Source organism: Bacteroides stercorirosoris, from assembly GCF_900142015.1.
GTDB classification, from domain to species: domain Bacteria; phylum Bacteroidota; class Bacteroidia; order Bacteroidales; family Bacteroidaceae; genus Bacteroides; species Bacteroides stercorirosoris.
Map to the genome: position 1 here is coordinate 78,795 of NZ_FQZN01000014.1, position 18,136 is coordinate 96,930.

The 18,136-nt window shown below is 48.5% G+C and carries 10 protein-coding genes; 2 read left to right on the top strand and 8 right to left on the bottom strand.

The genetic code is table 11. From position 1 onward, the window contains the following. Position 1 precedes the first annotated feature (1 nt). From fucI to glmS, 8 genes are all read right to left on the bottom strand, one after another. Positions 2 to 1,774, bottom strand: a complete 1,773-nt coding sequence (fucI, locus tag BUC01_RS11975) for an L-fucose isomerase (RefSeq protein ID WP_025832281.1) — start codon at positions 1,772 to 1,774, stop codon at positions 2 to 4. A 100-nt stretch (positions 1,775 to 1,874) separates the two neighbouring features. Beyond that, positions 1,875 to 2,855, bottom strand: a complete 981-nt coding sequence (locus BUC01_RS11980) for a GntR family transcriptional regulator (protein WP_025832280.1) — start codon at positions 2,853 to 2,855, stop codon at positions 1,875 to 1,877. A 191-nt stretch (positions 2,856 to 3,046) separates the two neighbouring features. After that, complete coding sequence (locus BUC01_RS11985; protein WP_009127263.1) at positions 3,047 to 3,253, bottom strand: hypothetical protein; 207 nt, start codon at positions 3,251 to 3,253, stop codon at positions 3,047 to 3,049. Then, positions 3,240 to 3,824, bottom strand: coding sequence for an ATPase (locus tag BUC01_RS11990; RefSeq protein WP_073313793.1), 585 nt, complete (start codon positions 3,822 to 3,824; stop codon positions 3,240 to 3,242). Before BUC01_RS11990 ends, BUC01_RS11985 begins: the two co-directional genes overlap by 14 nt. A gap of 128 nt (positions 3,825 to 3,952) precedes the next feature. After that, positions 3,953 to 7,186 (bottom strand): carbamoyl-phosphate synthase (glutamine-hydrolyzing) large subunit, encoded by a 3,234-nt coding sequence (gene carB / locus BUC01_RS11995; protein ID WP_025832279.1) that lies wholly within the window; start codon positions 7,184 to 7,186, stop codon positions 3,953 to 3,955. Between the two features lie 11 nt (positions 7,187 to 7,197). Next, on the bottom strand, positions 7,198 to 8,274 hold the full coding sequence (gene carA, locus BUC01_RS12000; protein ID WP_025832278.1) for a glutamine-hydrolyzing carbamoyl-phosphate synthase small subunit: 1,077 nt from the start codon (positions 8,272 to 8,274) through the stop codon (positions 7,198 to 7,200). A 2-nt stretch (positions 8,275 to 8,276) separates the two neighbouring features. Further along, the gene (locus BUC01_RS12005; protein ID WP_073313795.1) at positions 8,277 to 10,160 is read right to left on the bottom strand and encodes an amidophosphoribosyltransferase; all 1,884 of its coding nucleotides are present in this window, start codon (positions 10,158 to 10,160) and stop codon (positions 8,277 to 8,279) included. 87 nt (positions 10,161 to 10,247) lie between these two features. Then, the gene (gene glmS / locus BUC01_RS12010) at positions 10,248 to 12,092 is read right to left on the bottom strand and encodes a glutamine--fructose-6-phosphate transaminase (isomerizing) (RefSeq protein WP_073313797.1); all 1,845 of its coding nucleotides are present in this window, start codon (positions 12,090 to 12,092) and stop codon (positions 10,248 to 10,250) included. Between the two features lie 387 nt (positions 12,093 to 12,479). Between glmS and BUC01_RS12020 the strand changes: the two genes are divergently transcribed. Together BUC01_RS12020 and gltB are read left to right on the top strand one after the other, a co-directional pair. Further along, on the top strand, positions 12,480 to 13,148 hold the full coding sequence (locus BUC01_RS12020; RefSeq protein ID WP_025832276.1) for a lipoprotein signal peptidase: 669 nt from the start codon (positions 12,480 to 12,482) through the stop codon (positions 13,146 to 13,148). A 282-nt stretch (positions 13,149 to 13,430) separates the two neighbouring features. Beyond that, positions 13,431 to 18,038, top strand: coding sequence for a glutamate synthase large subunit (gltB, locus tag BUC01_RS12025; protein WP_073313799.1), 4,608 nt, complete (start codon positions 13,431 to 13,433; stop codon positions 18,036 to 18,038). The last annotated feature ends 98 nt before the right edge of the window (positions 18,039 to 18,136 follow it).

Here is an 18,136-nt window from a genome sequence, read left to right on the forward strand (position 1 = left end):
TTTATTTATAAATCGGACCGTACGTTGTGCAAGCGCGATAATCCGCCCCTTCCTTATCCATACCGAACGCATTCCATGCAGCCGGACGGAAAATCTTCTTCTCGTCTACATTGTGCATGCAAACCGGGATGCGAAGCATAGAAGCCAGCGTAATCAAATCCTGACCGATGTGTCCGTAGCTGATAGCACCGTGGTTGGCTCCCCAGTTGTTCATCACCGAATATACATCTTCGAATGCCGGTTTATCGCACAGACGGGGTACAAACCAAGTGGTAGGCCAAGTGCGGTCTGTACGTTCATCAAGCAGCTTGTGAACTTCCGGATCAATTTCCACTGTCCATCCTTCTGCAATCTGGAGCACGGGGCCGAGGCCTTTCACAAGATTCAGACGGCTCATCGTCACAGGCATGCCGCCTTTAGACAAGAAGTTGGAAGAGAAACCACCGCCACGGAAATAATCACAATTGGCAGGATACCAGGTAGTTGCTTCCAGGCATTTTTCCATCTCAGCTTCCGAGATTTCCCAATGAGGCTTCATCACAGGCTCACCTTGGGCATTTGTTTGCTGTCCTGTACCGTCCAAAGTAGTGGCACCGGAGTTAATCAAGTGGATGATGCCATTAGCGGCCATACCGGTAAGTTCTTTACCCGTAACGCGCTTCACAGCTTCGGGGCTCCAATACGTACGCACATCCGAGAAGATTTGGGCACGGTTCGTCAGCAAATGGCCGAAAAGCATAGCCACACCATTGCAAGCATCGTTTTCAGTAGCCACTACGTATGCCTCGCGGATACCGTTCCAGTCGAATGAAGTGTTGAGCAGAGCTTCGGAGTAGTCGCCGTTCGGATAGAAATCCGTCCACTGCCGCTGTCCCTGGAAACCGGCTGCAATGGCATTATGCCCAAGCGCTTCTTCCTTGAAGCCCATCTCACGCAGCTTCGGATTGCCTTGCATCAGGTCGCGCATGATGATGGTCATCTTTACAATAAATTCCCAATCTTCATCTTTCTGCTCGCGGGTCTTGGTCTTGGCGGGAAGATTGAAATCCTTGCCTTCATTCTTCTTGCAATACTTCTCTGTCCACGCCATCGCTTTAGCAAACTCTTCCTTATCATAAATGCCTTCGGTCATGCGGCGGATGATTTCAGTCAGGTCAACAGATTCGCAACGGATGCCCAGATATTCCTGGAAGAAATCGGGATTGACGATAGAACCTGCGATACCCATGGAAACGCTACCCATTGACAGATAAGATTTTCCCCTCATGGTTGCCACTGCCTGTGCGGCACGGGCAAAACGAAGTAGTTTCTCAGCCACATCAGCAGGGATCGAATTATCGTCCAAATCCTGCACATCACGGCCATAGATACCGAATGCAGGCAAGCCTTTCTGTGCATGTCCTGCCAGTACGGCAGCCAGATACACCGCTCCCGGACGTTCCGTACCGTTAAAGCCCCAAACAGCTTTCGGATACTGCGGATTCATGTCCATCGTCTCGGCACCATAGCACCAGCAGGAAGTTACCGTAATGGTAGAACCTACTCCTTCGCGCTCAAACTTCTCAGCACAGGCTGCACTTTCCGCTACGCGTCCGATGGTACTATCCGCAATCACACATTCCACGGGACTTCCGTCACCGTTTTTCAGATTAGCGGTAATCAACTCGGCTACTGCCTTTGCCAGATTCATGGTCTTTTCTTCAAGACTCTCACGCACGCCACCCTGGCGGCCATCGATGGTGGGACGAATCCCGATTTTCGGATACTTTTTCATACTCTTATTTTATTGGGTTAATAATACTTTCATCTTTATTATTTGAACTCATAGCTTTTTATCTATGCTGAACTGTGCTGAAATTACTTCATAAAAAAGGCTATAAAGAGCCTCTTAAATGAATTTTTGTCGGCAAATATACTTGCACGGACTTACCCGTCAGGATAAAGTCTGCCGTCATAGTCCCCATCTCTTTCCAGTCTATACTCATGGCTGTAATGCCTTTGTCAATCACTTCGTAAGCAGGGGTATCGTTGTAGGCTATCAGACCAAAGTCCTCCCCACACGTCAACCCTGCGGCACGGCTCCTTTTCACTATCTCCACAACATCCACCTGACGGATAGCAATATAAACTTCTCCGGCATGTACCTCTTGTTCATCCATTGTCTCTATAACGGTATAATCCAGACGATTATCCATGCAGAACTTCTTGAAGTATTCGCATGTCTCTTTAGGATGCTTGCTCTCTTTCGGCAGAAAAAGAATAAGCCGGTGATAGCGTTGCAACCTATCGGACAATTGAGACATTGCCCCGTAGAATGCCTCGCCAAAGTCCTGGCAGATGTACGAATACTCCCGTTTGTCGAACCGCCCGAAATCAAGCAGCAACAATCGGGAAGCATCTATTTTATAGAGGTATGGAGAGAATTTTTCATTGTCGAAGTTCATCACAACGTACTTATTATACCGTCCGATGGAGTCGCGAAGCAGAGCATTGAATAATGACTCATTGTACTGATGGAACCAAAGATCTACTTTATACTGAGTGGAAAGGCGACGGACGAAGCTGTTATAGAGTGTGTCCTTGAAAGGGGAATATTCATCGAGCAGGAACAGGATATTCTTCTGGCGGTTGACTACATAATAGCCTTTACCGGGTGTAGAGTCTATAATTCCCCGCTCTTTCAAGTCGATAAATGCCTTGAACACCGTGTCACGGGAAACTTTATAATCATGGCTCAACTGATTGATGGAAGGCAGAGCGGTATCTGTCTTATAGCGCCCCATAGAGATATCCTGACTGATGAGGTCGGCCAGTTGTTTTACCTTCGTTGTCTGTTGAGTGAAAATTGTTTTCATACTGATACAGGTTTAATCAAGGCTCAGAACAGCAAAGCCAACTATGCTGAACTGTGCTGGTGCAAAGTAAGATTATTTATTTGAAATCAGGAAGAAAGAGGCGTATGTTTTGCAACATATAAAATAAATAGCCCCCGTTGCATCTTTCACAATGCAACGGGGGCTATTCTACAATTTATCAAAAAGGATATTTATTCCTTATTGACTTTAATTTCTGATGACTTGCCATACATCTTGCGCAATAGCCTCCGTGCCGGCACAGCCTTAATCTGCCCATCTGATGTTCCTTGTATCACATCTTCATTCCGCAGGGCTTTCTCTTCAAGCATTCTCCGCTCAGCCAACGCCAGGCCATAATGCAGTTTACGACTTAGTTCTTTTCTTTCATCGTCCGACATAGTCTTGTATGGTATTAAAAAGTTCAACATCCTGTATTTCCATTTCCTGATTTCGGCCTCCTTCTGCTACTATTACACGAGGAGTATAACTATTATCTGCCAAAAGCCAATAATCAACCTGTGGTATATAAATATCAAATAAATTATTGATTCCGGCCTGATAACGACGATAAATCACATCTTCGGGTATATCGTGCCCACCATTACTTACACGCTGCTTCACACGACTAACTGCCAATTGCGGCGAATTTAACCAAAAATAAATAAGACTGACCTTGTAGCCTTGTTTCTGCGCATTAGTAACAAGGCGAATATAGGAACGTGTAGCAAGAGTAGTTTCAATAGAAAAGCTTTCCTGATTTTTCAGCAATTCATCTATCCGTTGCAGCATCAGGCGTCCAGCTTCAATAGCCATGCTACTGGGATTGAAAGGAGATAGTCCACGGGCTATTTCATCAGCATTGACGAATTCCTTGCATTGCAGCACATTGGGCAATACAGTATAGGATGCAGTCGTTTTGCCTGCTCCATTACAACCGCTAATAATATAAAGTTGCTTCGTGCTACTCATCTCTAACTTGATTTCTACTGCAAACTTACTACAAAATATTGAAATATAAACAACTGACAGTCATAAAATGATTAGTGATAAGCAGACAGCTTATCACTAATCACTAAACACTCATCTCTAAAATAAGTCTATTTGTACTCTTCCCACGACTTAATCGCAATATCATCCACACTCATCGTACAGAAAGCATTGATGAAAGCGCTTGCCAGACGGGCATTCGTAATCAGCGGCACATTGAGGTCAATGGCAGCACGGCGTATTTTGTAACCGTTGTCCAACTCGCCTGCGGTAAGGTTCTTCGGAATATTCACTACCATATCAATCTCCTTATTGTGCAACATATCCAGTGCCTGCGGATGATTTTCCGGTTCACTGGGCCAGTAAACGCGGGTATTCTCCACCCCGTTCTCCGTAAGGAAGTTGCTGGAACCGCCTGTGGCAAAAATCTTATATCCCCTCTTCTGCAACATACGGGCGGCAGAGAGCATATCCACTTTCTGTTTCGGCGTCCCCGTAGAAAGAAGAATATTCTTCTTCGGAATACGGTAACCAACCGAGAGCATGGCTTTCAGCACAGCGCAGGATGTATCGCTTCCGATACAACCCACTTCTCCCGTAGATGCCATATCCACACCCAACACCGGGTCTGCTTTTTGCAAACGATTGAAAGAGAACTGGCTGGCCTTGATGCCCACATAATCGAGTTCGAACAGGTTCTTGTTCGGTTTCTCCACCGGAAGCCCCAGCATGACTTTCGTAGCCAGCTCAATCAGATTTATCTTCAATACCTTGCTGACGAACGGGAAACTACGCGAAGCACGCAAGTTACACTCAATCACCTTGATATCATTCTCACGGGCCAGATACTGGATGTTGAACGGACCGGAGATATTCAACTCCCGTGCAATCTCGCGGCTGATACGCTTAATGCGGCGCACAGTCTCCACGTATAATTTCTGTGGCGGGAACTGGATAGTTGCATCACCGGAGTGCACACCGGCAAACTCGATATGTTCGGAGATGGCGTATGCCACAATTTCACCGTTCTGTGCCACGGCATCCATTTCCACTTCCTTGGCATGCTCGATGAACTGGCTGACAACAACCGGATGTTTCTTCGATACATTAGCCGCAAGCTGCAGGAAACGTTCCAGTTCTTCCTGGTTGGAGCAGACGTTCATTGCCGCACCGGAAAGCACATAAGACGGACGCACCAGCACCGGGAAACCTACTTCTTCCACAAATTCGTTAATATCGTCCATGCTCGTAAGTTCGCGCCAGCGAGGCTGATCTACGCCGATACGGTCCAGCATGGCTGAGAACTTCTCACGGTCTTCGGCGTTGTCGATGCTCTTGGCGGAAGTACCGAGGATGGGCACATTCTGTGCATCCAGACGCAAAGCGAGATTGTTCGGTATCTGTCCTCCCGTAGAAACAATCACTCCGTGCGGATTTTCCAGTTCGAGGATATCCATTACCCGTTCAAAGGTGAGTTCGTCGAAGTAGAGACGGTCGCACATATCGTAGTCCGTAGATACGGTTTCGGGGTTATAGTTAATCATGACGCTACGATACCCCTCCTTGCGGATGGTATTCAATGCCTGCACGCCACACCAGTCAAATTCCACCGAAGAACCGATACGGTACGCACCGGAACCGAGAACAACAATGGATTTTCGGTCGCCCAGATAACGGACATCGTTAGCAACGCCGCTATACGTCAGGTACAGATAATTGGTCTGTGCAGGATACTCTGCTGCAAGGGTGTCAATTTGCTTCACCACAGGAAGGATGCCAACACTCTTGCGATGGTTGCGTACATAGAGAATACCGTCTTCCATATCTCCCTCATAACCAATGGCACGGGCAATCTGGAAATCGGAGAAGCCTTGTACTTTTGCTTTTTTCAGTAACTCCAAAGGTAATTCTGAAATCTGTTTGTGGTTCTTGCTCCATTGTTCCAGCTCCTTGCTGGTATTCATGATGTTCATCAACTTCTCCAGGAACCACTTGTCAATCTTTGTCAGTTCGTGCACCTGGTCTACGGTATATCCGGCGCGGAAAGCCTTTGAAATAACAAAGATGCGCTTGTCCGTCGGTTCGCGCAGTGCCTTATCTATATCGGCAATGACGAGTTCCTTGTTCTCCACGAAACCGTGCATGCCCTGCCCTATCATTCTCAAACCTTTCTGAATAGCTTCTTCAAAAGTACGCCCGATAGCCATCACCTCGCCTACGGACTTCATTGAAGAACCAAGCTCCTTGTCCACTCCATGAAACTTACCCAAGTCCCAACGGGGAATTTTGCAGACTACATAGTCCAGCGCAGGTTCAAAGAAAGCACTCGTGGTTTTCGTCACGGAGTTCTTCAGGTCGAACAAGCCATAACCGAGTCCGAGCTTGGCGGCAACAAAGGCAAGCGGATAACCCGTAGCCTTAGAGGCCAAAGCCGAAGAACGGCTCAAGCGGGCGTTCACCTCAATCACCCGATAATCTTCACTTTCGGGGTCATAGGCATATTGCACATTACATTCTCCCACAATGCCTATGTGACGGATGATACGGATAGCCAGTTCGCGCAATTTATGATAATCCGTATTCGAAAGCGTCTGTGAAGGGGCAATAACGATAGATTCTCCCGTATGAATACCCAGCGGGTCGAAGTTCTCCATGTTGCAGACGGTGATGCAGTTGTCGAAGCGGTCGCGCACCACCTCATACTCCACTTCCTTCCAGCCACGCAGTGATTTCTCAACGAGCACCTGCGGAGAGAAGGAAAAAGCTTTCTCAACCAGCACATTCAGTTCTTCCTCATTGTCGCAGAAGCCGGAACCCAGTCCGCCAAGTGCGTAGGCAGCGCGGACAATGACCGGATAGCCCAACGTAGCAGCAGCACGACGAGCATCAGCGGCATTTTCCACGGCTTCGCTTTGGATAGTCTTTACATGTATCTGGTCGAGTTTCTGAACAAAGATTTCACGGTCTTCCGTGTCGATAATGGCTTGTACGGGGGTGCCAAGCACTTTCACGTCATATTTTTCGAAGATGCCTTCTTTGTAGAGGGCAACACCGCAATTCAGTGCAGTCTGTCCGCCGAATGCAAGCATGATGCCGTCCGGTTTTTCTTTCGCAATGACTTTTTCCACGAAATACGGGGTGACGGGCAGGAAGTAAATCTGGTCGGCAACTCCTTCCGAAGTCTGCACAGTGGCAATATTGGGGTTGATAAGAACGGTATGAATACCCTCTTCTTTCAACGCTTTGAGCGCCTGGCTGCCGGAGTAGTCGAATTCACCCGCCTCACCGATTTTCAGTGCGCCGGAACCGAGCAACAGGACTTTCTTTATATTGTTTTCTTTCATTGTCTTTTATCTTATAATAGTTTCACAAACTCATCAAACAAGAATTCCGTGTCCGTCGGTCCACTGGCAGCTTCTGGATGGAACTGTGCGGAGAACCAGGGATTCCGTTTATGTCTGATGCCCTCGTTGGAACCATCGTTCATATTGATAAACAGCGGTTCCCAGTCCTCAGTCAGCGTATTATTATCCACTGCATAACCGTGGTTCTGCGAAGTAATGAAACAACGCTCCGTGCCCACCATACGCACCGGCTGGTTGTGACTGCGATGACCATACTTCAGTTTATAAATCTTCGCTCCGCCCGCCTTGCTCAGCAACTGGTTTCCCATGCAAATACCAAAGATGGGCAACTTCTCATTTGCCATCGCCTTGCGGATATTCTGCACGGCAGCATCACACGTATCCGGGTCGCCCGGGCCGTTACTGATGAAAAGCCCGTCGAATTCCAGTTCGTTGTAATCATAATCCCAGGGCACGCGGATGACTTCCACATCCCTCTTCAACAGACAACGGATGATGTTCGTTTTCACACCGCAATCCACCAGTACCACTTTCTTCTTGCCCGCCCCTTCATTGTAGCGGATCACCTCTTTGCAACTCACTTTATCCACATAGTTCACTCCGGCATAAATGGCCTCAGGTGCATTCTCCGGTTCATCGTCGAAAACAATCTTGCCCATCATCACACCATGTTCACGCAGCACCTTTGTCAGTTCGCGCGTATCGATGCCCGTAATACCCGGCACCTGTTCACGTTTCAGCCAGTCGCTAAGGCTCTCCACAGCGTTCCAGTGACTGAAATCTTCCGAATAATCGCTTACGATGATGGCTTCCGCATGGATGCGTTCGCTTTCCATGAAAGTAGCCAGTCCGTTTGATTCGATGGTGAAAGGCGGCACACCATAGTTACCCACTAACGGATAAGTGAGCGTCATCAACTGTCCGGCATACGAGGGGTCTGTCAGGCTCTCGGGATATCCCGACATAGCTGTGTTGAAAACCACCTCTCCCGCTACCGGCTTTTCGTAGCCAAACGACTTGCCGTGGAAGCGGCTCCCGTCGTCGAGGATAAGAGTTACATTTCTCATATTTAAAATTGATAGACTTGTTCTATATAATCAATAAATGCATTGTTCAGCAGCTTCACCCCACCCGGCGTGGGATAATCACCACTGAAGTACCAGTCGCCCCGATGCTTGGGGCATGCTTCATGCAGTCCCTGCAAAGGCTGGTACACGATTTCCACTTTCGCTTTCGTGCCGGCTGGCGTCAGCAATTCCACCATCTTGGCAGAGATTTCCTCATCGGTGAAGGGTGCATAGATTTCCTTCACGTAGTTCACCATCTGCTCCTTCGGTATTCCCACCTGGTCTTTCGACTTACGGTAGGCGGCGGCAATCACATCTTTCATATCCCGGTCTTTCAGCAACTCGATGGCAGCCTTGAAAGCGATGAATTCGCTCATTTTCGCCATGTCTATGCCGTAGTAGTCGGGGTAGCGCACCTGCGGAGAAGAAGAAACAATCACAATCTTCTTCGGATTCAGGCGGTCGAGGATACCGATAATACTTTGTTTCAGCGTTGTTCCGCGCACAATGCTGTCGTCAATGATAACGAGGTTATCCACACCCGGCACAAGACTGCCGTAAGTGATGTCATACACGTGCGCAGCCAGGTCGTTCCTGCTGTTTCCCTCTGCGATGAAAGTGCGGAGTTTGATATCCTTGATGGCTACCTTCTCACTGCGGATGCGGCGGGAAAGTATCTGTTCCAGTTCTTCCAGATTGGGGTTATGCCCCAGTGAAGCTATCTGCCGCACCTTTTCTTCATTCAGGTAATCATCCAGTCCCTGAAGCATGCCGTAAAAGGCAACTTCCGCTGTGTTCGGGATGAATGAAAAGACGGTATGATCCACATCGTTATTAATGGCTTTCAGGATGTTAGGTACCAGTTTCTCACCTAACAGTTTACGTTCCTTGTAGATATCCACATCGCTACCCCGGGAGAAGTAGATGCGCTCGAAAGAGCAGGGTTTCAGTTCGCGCACCTTGTTGATTTGTGTGGTACGCAACTTACCCGCCTTGTTTATCAGCAAAGCCTGTCCCGGCATCAGTTCTTTAACGCTGTCTGCCGGTACATTGAGGGCGGTCTGTATCACAGGACGTTCACTGGCAAGCACCGCTATTTCTTCATCCTGATACCAGAATGCCGGACGAATGCCCCACGGGTCGCGCACGGCGAAAGTCTCGCCGCTTCCGGTCAGGCCGCAAATCACGTAGCCCCCGTCCCACTCTTTGCTTGAGGTGCGGAGCACGTTTGCCAGGTCGATGTGGTCTTCAATATAATGGGTCACGCCCATGCCCGTCAGCCCTTCGGCTTCGGCAAGGTTGAAAAGGCGCTCCACTTCACGGTCGAGGCGATGGCCCACCTGTTCAAGCATGATGTAAGTATCGGCATACTTGCGCGGATGCTGGCCTATGGCGGTGATACGGGCAAAAATCTCGTCCACATTCGTCATATTGAAATTACCGCAAAGGGCGAGGTTCTTCGCGCGCCAGTTGTTCCGTCTCAGGAAGGGATGCACATAAGAGATGCCGCTTTTTCCGGTGGTGGAATAGCGCAGGTGTCCCATGTAAACCTCACCGGCAAAGGGGAGTACACTCTTAGCGTATTCCGCATCGTGCAATTGTTTTTTTGTCAGGTCTTTGAAGTTGCTCTGCACCGTATCGAATATTTCGGTAATGGCGCCCGAACCGAGTGCACGCTCGCGGAACATATATTCTTCACCGGGATTGGCTTCCAGCTTTACGCAAGCCAACCCGGCACCTTCCTGTCCGCGGTTATGCTGTTTCTCCATCAGCAGATAGAGTTTGTTCAAACCGTACATCCATGTGCCGTACTTCTGTTCGTAGTACTCCAGAGGTTTCAGCAGGCGTATCATGGCGACGCCACATTCATGCTTCAGTTCTTCCATCTTATACGTTATTGTTTATAAGTTTTGCAAATGCGAATTTAGCAATTAAAATACAGAGTATATAGAGTTTAGCATCTATTATTAATCTTATTCAACAGTTACGCTTTTTGCCAGATTACGGGGCTGATCCACATCCATACCTTTGCACACGGCAATGTGATAGGCCAGTAATTGCAAGGGCACCGTAGTAATCAACGGGTCAAGGCACTCTATTGTTTCCGGCAGTTCGATACAAGTGTCGGCAATTTTACTGATGACCGTATCTCCTTTTGTCACCAGGGCAATCACTTTACCCTTGCGCGCCTTTATCTCCTGTATATTGCTCAGCACTTTCTCGTAAAGCCCGTTCTGCGTGGCAATCACCACTACAGGCATTTCAGCATCCACCAGCGCGATAGGTCCATGCTTCATTTCGGCAGCCGGATATCCCTCGGCATGGATATAAGAGATTTCCTTCAGCTTCAACGCACCTTCCAAGGCTACGGGATAGGAATAACCACGCCCCAGGTAAATGAAGTTATGCGCATAGGTGAATATCTTGGAAAGCTCGGCAATATCCTTGTTCAGCTCCAGCACCTCCTTCATTTTGTCGGGGATGCGGTTCAGTTCCTGCACGATGGCAAGATATTGCCCTTCGTCTATGGTATTCTTCTCTTTAGCGAGCGTCAACGCCAGCATAGTAAGCACCGTCACCTGCCCCGTAAATGCTTTGGTAGATGCCACACCGATTTCCGGTCCTACGTGGATGTAAGAACCCGTATGCGTAGCCCTTGGAATGGACGAACCGATAGCATTACAAATGCCGTAAATAAATGCCCCGCGGCTACGTGCCAGTTCCACAGCAGCCAGTGTATCCGCCGTCTCGCCACTCTGCGAAATAGCTATCACTACATCGCTGCTATCAATCACCGGATCGCGGTAACGGAACTCCGAAGCGTATTCCACCTCCACCGGTATGCGGCAAAAGCTTTCTATCAGATGTTTTCCGATGAGGGCAGCGTGCCAGGAAGTACCGCACGCTACGATAACGAAGCGTTTAGCTGCCAGCAAGCGTTCTTTATAATCTATCACGGCGGAAAGCACCACGTTCGTATTCTCCACATTGATGCGCCCACGCATACAATCGTGAATGCAATCGGGTTGCTCGAAGATTTCTTTCAGCATGAAGTGCGGATATCCGCCTTTCTCCAACTGTCCCAGGTTCAGCGCCACCGTTTTCACTTCGTGGGGACACTCCACATTTTTCAGGTTCACCACTTTCAGTTTCTCCCCGCGGTGTATCACGGCAATCTCTTCATCTTCCAGATACACCACTTTATCCGTATATTCCACGATAGGCGTAGCATCCGAAGCCAGGAAAAACTCATCTTCACCGATACCCACCACCAGTGGACTGCTCTTACGGGCGGCAATAATCTCATCCGGATTATCTTTGTCCAGCACGGCAATGGCATATGCGCCTATCACTTCACGCAAAGCCAGCTGCACGGCAGTCAGCAAATCGGTGTTTTTGGATTTCTGGATGAATTCTATCAGTTGCACCAGTACCTCGGTATCCGTACTGCTTTTGAATGAATAGCCTTTAGCTTGAAGTTTTTCTTTGAGAACGGCGTAGTTTTCGATGATGCCGTTGTGGATGAGAGCGAGACGTTCGGAAGAAGAATAATGAGGATGGGCGTTAGCAGAACAAGGTTCCCCGTGCGTAGCCCAACGGGTATGGGCAATTCCGATGTTACCGGAAATATCTTTTTGAGTAACGAAAGTCTCCAGTTCCGAAACTTTACCTTTCGTTTTGTACACATTCAACTGTCGGTTATCACTGATTAATGCTACCCCTGCACTATCATATCCACGATACTCCAATCGCTTCAATCCTTTGATAAGAATGGGGTAGGCTTTTTTTTGACCAATATAGCCTACGATTCCACACATAATATATTCAGTATTTGATTTTGCGTTGCAAAGATAAGTATTCTTAAGAACATAAAGTTAATATTTTCCCAATTTATTTATCAAAAGAATAGAAAAAAGTTGTTTTCATGTCAAAACGTTAACAAAAACAAACTTATTAAAGCAAAAGGCTGTTACTTGCAATTTCATATCAAGCGACGGAAATTTAGTTTTATATTGAAAGAAGATTACGGAAAATTCTTCCAATCCGACAAGGGAAACACTTTCCCGTATTACCAAATTGCCACATTGCCATATTACCATTTGCATAAGCGGTGGCAGTTTTACTGCTAACAATCAAATTAAATCCGTACATTTGAGGCGTATAAAAAGAAGAACCAACAAACAACACTATAATTTTACTATAACATGAAGAGTACTTTTTCTAAAGGATGGCTTTCTATTCTTATTGTATTGGCAGTTTTAATTATTGACCAAATCGTAAAGATAGAGGTTAAAACAAATATGAGCTATGGTGAGAGCATCCGTATCACCGACTGGTTTTATATTCATTTTGTAGAAAACAATGGCATGGCTTTCGGGATGCAGATACTACCTAAGGTCATTCAGACCATTCTGCGTATCTTGTTTTCCGGCGTAATCATATGGTATATTTCCATACTTGCAAAAGCTGACTATAAACGCGGCTATATCGTTTGCGTTTCATTGATACTGGCAGGAGCCATTGGCAACATCATCGACAGTATATTTTATGGCGTTATTTTCAGTAAGAGCACATTCACTGAGATTGCAACGTTTGTACCTGTGGGGCATGGATATGCCGACTGGCTATATGGAAAAGTAGTAGATATGCTACACTTTCCTCTTTTTGAATTCAACTGGCCTGATTGGATACCCTTTATAGGAGGAAATCATTTCCTGTTCTTTAGTCCGGTGTTCAACATTGCAGATGCGGCTATCAGCTGCGGAATATTCATCCTGATCTTATTCTACTCAAGAAGTTTTAATAATAGTTTCCATTTGGTCAAGACCGAATTTCAAAATCTTTTAAAGAAAAATGATTCACAGGCTCATTAAAAAGTAACAAGACAAGCTTTTTTTCATAGAATATTCATTTCAGTAGTACGGATGACCATTACACCATATTACAATATAAAACTTAAAACGCCTATTTATGTTTTAAAACGAATATAAATAGCATATTTTTCTTTCATTCTAAAACATTATCCCTGGCAGTTGATATTTTACAAGTCAGAAGTTTCACCATCACTGCATCATTTTGAAACCAAATTCATATCTTTGCCAAGCATTTTGATAGCAATAATAGGTATTACCACAGAATAAAGTAAACTTAAAAGGATGAAAGAAGAGCTTTTTAACAACAAAACAAAGGAAAAAGCCGGCCAACAGAAAACCGGTCAGAGTCAACAGTCCGTTTGCCAGCGACAGCCCAGGCAGTTGGGCTTGTATGATACAGACAATGAGCATGACGCTTGTGGCGTGGGTATGCTGGTGAATATCCACGGAGGTAAATCGCATGAGTTGGTGGAGTCAGCATTGAAAGTATTAGAAAATATGCGCCATCGTGGTGCGGAAGGTGCGGACAACAAAACCGGAGATGGTGCCGGCATCATGCTGCAAATACCGCATGAGTTTATCCTCCTGCAAGGCATCCCCGTTCCCGAGAAGGGAAAGTACGGCACCGGACTTCTATTTCTCCCGAAAGACGAGAAAGACCAGTCCGCTATTCTAAGCATCATCATCGAAGAGATTGAAAAAGAAGGATTGACACTGATGCACCTGCGCAATGTTCCTACCTGCCCCGAAATACTGGGTGAAGCGGCACTTGCCAACGAACCGGACATCAAACAGATTTTCATCACCGGATTCACGGAAAGCGAAACGGCAGACCGTAAACTCTATATAATAAGGAAGAGAATAGAAAATAAAGTGCGCAAGTCGGACATCCCGGCACGGGAGGATTTCTACATCGTCTCACTGTCCACGAAGAACATCATCTATAAAGGTATGCTCTCCTCGTTGCAACTACGCAACTACTTCCCTGACCTGACAAACAGTTATTTCACCAGTGGACTGGCACTGGTGCACTCCCGTTTCAGTACCAACACCTTCCCCACCTGGGGACTGGCACAGCCCTTCCGTCTCCTGGCACACAACGGCGAAATCAACACCATCCGAGGCAACCGCGGCTGGATGGAGGCTCGCGAAAGTGTACTCTCCTCCCCTTCGCTGGGCGACATCAAAGAGATACGTCCCATCATCCAGCCGGGCATGAGCGACAGCGCCTCACTGGACAATGTACTTGAATTCCTCGTGATGTCCGGCATGAGTCTGCCCCACGCCATGGCTATGCTGGTACCGGAGTCCTTCAACGAAAAGAATCCCATCAGCGAAGACCTGAAAGCCTTCTACGAATATCACTCCATCCTGATGGAACCGTGGGACGGTCCTGCCGCACTGCTGTTCAGCGACGGGCGTTTCGCAGGTGGTATGCTCGACCGTAACGGGCTGCGTCCGGCACGCTACCTCATCACACACAACGACATGATGGTGGTGGCGAGCGAAGTGGGTGTCATGGACTTCGAACCGGGAGACATCAAGGAAAAAGGCCGCCTGCAACCCGGTAAGATATTGCTGGTGGACACCGAAAAGGGAGAAATCTACTACGATGGCGAACTGAAAAAGCAACTTGCCGAAGCCAAGCCTTACCGCAATTGGCTGGCAACGAACCGCATCGAACTGGATGAATTGAAAAGCGGCCGCAAAGTGGAGCACACAGTGCCTGATTATTACCGTATGCTGCGCACCTTCGGCTATTCCAAAGAAGACGTCGAGCGCCTCATCGTTCCTATGTGTACCACGGGTGCCGAACCCATCAACTCTATGGGAAACGATACGCCGCTGGCTGTGCTCTCTGACAAGCCGCAGCTTCTATATAATTATTTCCGCCAGCAGTTCGCCCAAGTCACCAACCCGCCCATCGACCCCATACGAGAGGAACTGGTGATGTCACTGACGGAATATATCGGTGCCGTTGGCATGAACATCCTCACACCCAGCGAAAGCCATTGCAAGATGGTGCGCCTCAATCACCCCATCCTGAGCAATGCACAACTGGATATCCTTTGCAACATCCGCTACAAAGGGTTCAAGACGGTGAAACTACCTATGTTGTTCGAGGTGTCCAAAGGGCGTGCCGGACTGCAAGAAGCACTCACCACCCTTTGCAAACAGGCGGAAGAATCTGTCAGCGAAGGCGTAAACTACATCGTACTGACCGACCGCGACGTGGACGCCACCCATGCCGCCATCCCTTCATTGCTGGCTGTCAGCGCCGTGCACCATCACCTCATCTCGGTAGGAAAACGCGTGCAGACGGCACTGGTAGTGGAAAGCGGTGAGATACGCGAAGTGATGCACGCCGCCCTGTTGCTGGGCTTCGGCGCCAGTGCACTGAATCCGTACATGGCATTTGCCGTGATAGACAGGCTGGTGGCGAAGAAGGAAATACAACTGGACTACGCTACGGCAGAGAAGAAATATATCAAATCCATCTGCAAGGGATTATTCAAAATCATGAGTAAGATGGGGATTTCAACCATCCGCTCCTACCGGGGTGCGAAGATATTCGAAGCGGTGGGATTGAGCGAGGAACTGAGCAATGCTTACTTCGGCGGATTGAAATCCACTATCGGTGGCATCCGTCTGGATGAGGTGGCACGTGACGCGATAGCATTCCACGATGCAGGCTTTGCCGGACAAATAGAAGATTTACTTCCTAACAATGGCTTGTACGCCTTCCGCAAGGACGGTGAAAAGCATGCCTGGAACCCTGAAACCATCTCAACCCTGCAACTGGCTACACGCCTGGGCAGCTACAAGAAGTTCAAGGAATTCACTCGGCTGGTGGACGAAAAGGAAGCGCCTATCTTTTTGAGAGATTTCCTTGATTTCCGCCACAGTCCGATACCCATTGACAAAGTAGAGCCGGCAGAAAGCATCATGCACCGTTTCGTGACGGGTGCCATGAGCTACGGTTCCATCAGCAAAGAAGCCCATGAGGCGATGGCTATTGCCATGAATAAGATTCACGGCCGCAGCAACACCGGTGAAGGTGGTGAAGACAGTGCCCGCTTCGCTCCGCGTGAAGACGGAACTTCCCTGCGCAGTGCCATCAAGCAGGTAGCCTCGGGACGTTTCGGCGTGACAACGGAATACCTGGTGAATGCCGACGAAATACAAATAAAAGTGGCGCAGGGTGCCAAGCCGGGCGAAGGCGGTCAGCTTCCGGGCTTCAAGGTAGACCAGGTGATTGCCAAGACACGCCACTCCATACCGGGCATCTCTTTGATTTCCCCTCCGCCCCATCACGACATTTATTCCATTGAAGACCTGGCACAGCTCATCTTCGACTTGAAGAACGTAAATCCACGGGCCAAAATCAGCGTGAAGCTGGTGGCGGAAAGCGGTGTGGGAACCATCGCCGCAGGTGTGGCAAAGGCCAAAGCCGACCTCATCGTCATCTCCGGTGCAGAAGGGGGGACGGGAGCTTCTCCGGCTTCCAGCATCCGTTATGCCGGTATTTCTCCGGAACTTGGTTTGAGCGAGACGCAACAGACACTTGTCTTGAACGGCCTTCGCGGGCAAGTGATGCTACAAGTGGACGGGCAGCTGAAGACAGGCCGTGACATCGTGCTGATGGCAATGCTGGGAGCCGAGGAATTCGGTTTTGCCACCAGTGCGCTGATTGTGCTGGGTTGCGTCATGATGCGCAAATGCCATCAGAACACCTGTCCCGTGGGTGTGGCAACACAGAACGAAGAACTGCGCAAACGTTTTCACGGACGAAGCGAATATCTGGTGAATTTCTTCACTTTCCTTGCGCAGGAAGTGCGCGAGTATTTGGCTGAAATTGGCGTGGAGCGTCTGGATGACATCATCGGACGGACTGATCTTATCGTAAGAAAAGGACAAGGGGATGAGTTGACAAAAAGAGAAAAAGCAATAGAGGGGAATCCTAAATTCGAGCTTCTCGACTTCTCCAGGCTTCTGGCACGCATCCCGAACAATGCCGCCATCCGCCACACCATCGACCAACAGCACGGTATCGATCACGTGAAAGATGTGGAAATGCTACATGCCGCCGCCGAAGCCTTGGAGAGCCAGAAAGAAATCTCGCTGGAGTACACCATTGCCAACACCGACCGCGCCTGTGGGGCTATGCTCTCCGGTGCCATTGCCGCAAAGTATGGGGAAGCAGGTCTGCCTGCACACACGCTGAACGTAAAATTCAAAGGCTCGGCAGGGCAGAGTTTCGGCGCATTCCTTGTACCGGGTATTAACTTTAAATTGGAAGGTGAAGCGAACGATTACCTCGGCAAAGGATTGTCGGGCGGACGTATCGCCGTCCTGCCTCCGGTACGCAGCAATTTCCAGGCCGAAAAGAACACCATTGCCGGAAATACCTTGCTCTATGGCGCTACAAGCGGTGAAGTGTATATCAACGGGCGTGTAGGCGAACGCTTTGCCGTCCGCAACTCCGGTGCCATCGCCGTAGTGGAGGGCGTAGGTGACCACTGTTGCGAATATATGACAGGCGGCCGTGTCGTAATCCTCGGCTCTACGGGACGTAACTTCGCAGCCGGAATGTCGGGCGGCGTAGCTTACGTCTGGAACCGGGACGGTAACTTCGATTATTTCTGCAATATGGAGATGGTGGAACTCTCACTCATCGAAGAGGCTTCGTACCGCAAGGAATTGCACGAGCTTGTCCGCCAGCACTATCTCTACACAGGCTCCAATCTGGCACGCACGATGCTCGACGACTGGAACCGCTATGTAGACGAATTTATCCAGGTAGTCCCCATTGAGTACAAGAAAGTACTGCAAGAGGAACAGATGCGGAAGCTGCAACAGAAGATTGCGGAAATGCAACGTGATTACTGAATCGCGAATTAATAATGAAAGAATGAAAAAGCGGGATAGTGTACGGCTTATGTTCACTTTTCTCTTTCTCTGTTCCTCTTTCATTCTTTAATTTGTTC